Source organism: Leptospira idonii, from assembly GCF_004770995.1.
Taxonomy (GTDB): domain Bacteria; phylum Spirochaetota; class Leptospiria; order Leptospirales; family Leptospiraceae; genus Leptospira_A; species Leptospira_A idonii.
Window position 1 is genome coordinate 1 of record NZ_RQHW01000062.1, and the last position, 1,166, is coordinate 1,166.

Here is a 1,166-nt window from a genome sequence, read left to right on the forward strand (position 1 = left end):
ATTCAAGATCCGATTGCAACAATTCAATTACAAAGCCCCCGAAACGGGTTAATCCCAGAGCGCTTATTTAGTATTCTATCAGATATTTGTGCAGCTCATGGTCGTGACTTTGATTTTGTAATGTCATTGCCTTTATTAGAGAATGGGCTTTCGACAGAGGATGCTCACCCTCGTTTCGTTGCCTGTCTTTTAAGGCTTGGTGATCTTTTGGATTTGGATAATCATCGTTTTTGCCCGACGATGCTTTCTGCTTTTGGGAGTGTTCCTGGTGAGACAATGGCTCATATAGAGAAACATGCAGCAATAAAGCATTTTTTTGTCGGACCTAGATCAATACAAGTTACTGCTGAATGTGATACAGCGGAAGGATACTCTGCACTGCAAAGATGGCTTGGCTGGCTAAGTGATGAGATTAAGGATCAAACTGGTCGATGGCCTCAGATAATGCCGGAAGGCTTTCCCGGGACATTACCAACTTTTAGTGAATGTAATATTAAAGCTAAAAATTATGAAGCTGTAACTGAATCAAAGGCAACAACTTTTTCTTTAAATATTAAACAAGCTCAGGAATTATTTTTTGGAGAGAACATATATAAAGACGAAGCAGTCTTTATTCGAGAACTATTACAAAATTCTGTTGATGCGTCTTTAATTGCTGCGTGGCTCGATTTTGAACAATACTGTAGGCTTAGTCCAAATTTAAATAACTCGCAAGACCTTAGAGCCGATTGGATTAATTACATTCAGGATTGTATGGAGAGATATACGATTCAAGTTGTTTTTAAAAAGATAGGTGATATATCGAGCGTTAACCAAGAAATATGGCGAATTAGTATTACTGATAGGGGGATCGGAATAGATGAAAAAGACGTTCCTTATATGAAAGAGACTTTGGGTAGCTCGAAAAATAAAAGAAAGATGGACATTATAAATAAGATGCCTGTCTGGGCACGGCCTGCGGGGGCTTTTGGACTAGGGCTTCAGAGTGTATTTCAAGTGACTGAAGAATTGGTTGTTGAATCGAAATCGAAGTTTAGCACAGACGCATATAGATTCGAGTTTTGTAATCCCACAGGAAAATATAAAGGTCGTATATTAGCTCAAAGATTGAACCATTTTCAATTTGAGCATGGTACAAAACTTGAGTTTGAAATGAAATTTGATTC

At 38.1% G+C, this 1,166-nt stretch carries 1 protein-coding gene; it reads left to right on the forward strand.

Features of this window, described 5'->3' with window-relative positions:
• Window positions 1-1,166: HD domain-containing protein (locus EHS15_RS19150; protein ID WP_425460654.1), on the forward strand; the 1,166-nt coding region annotated here is incomplete at both ends.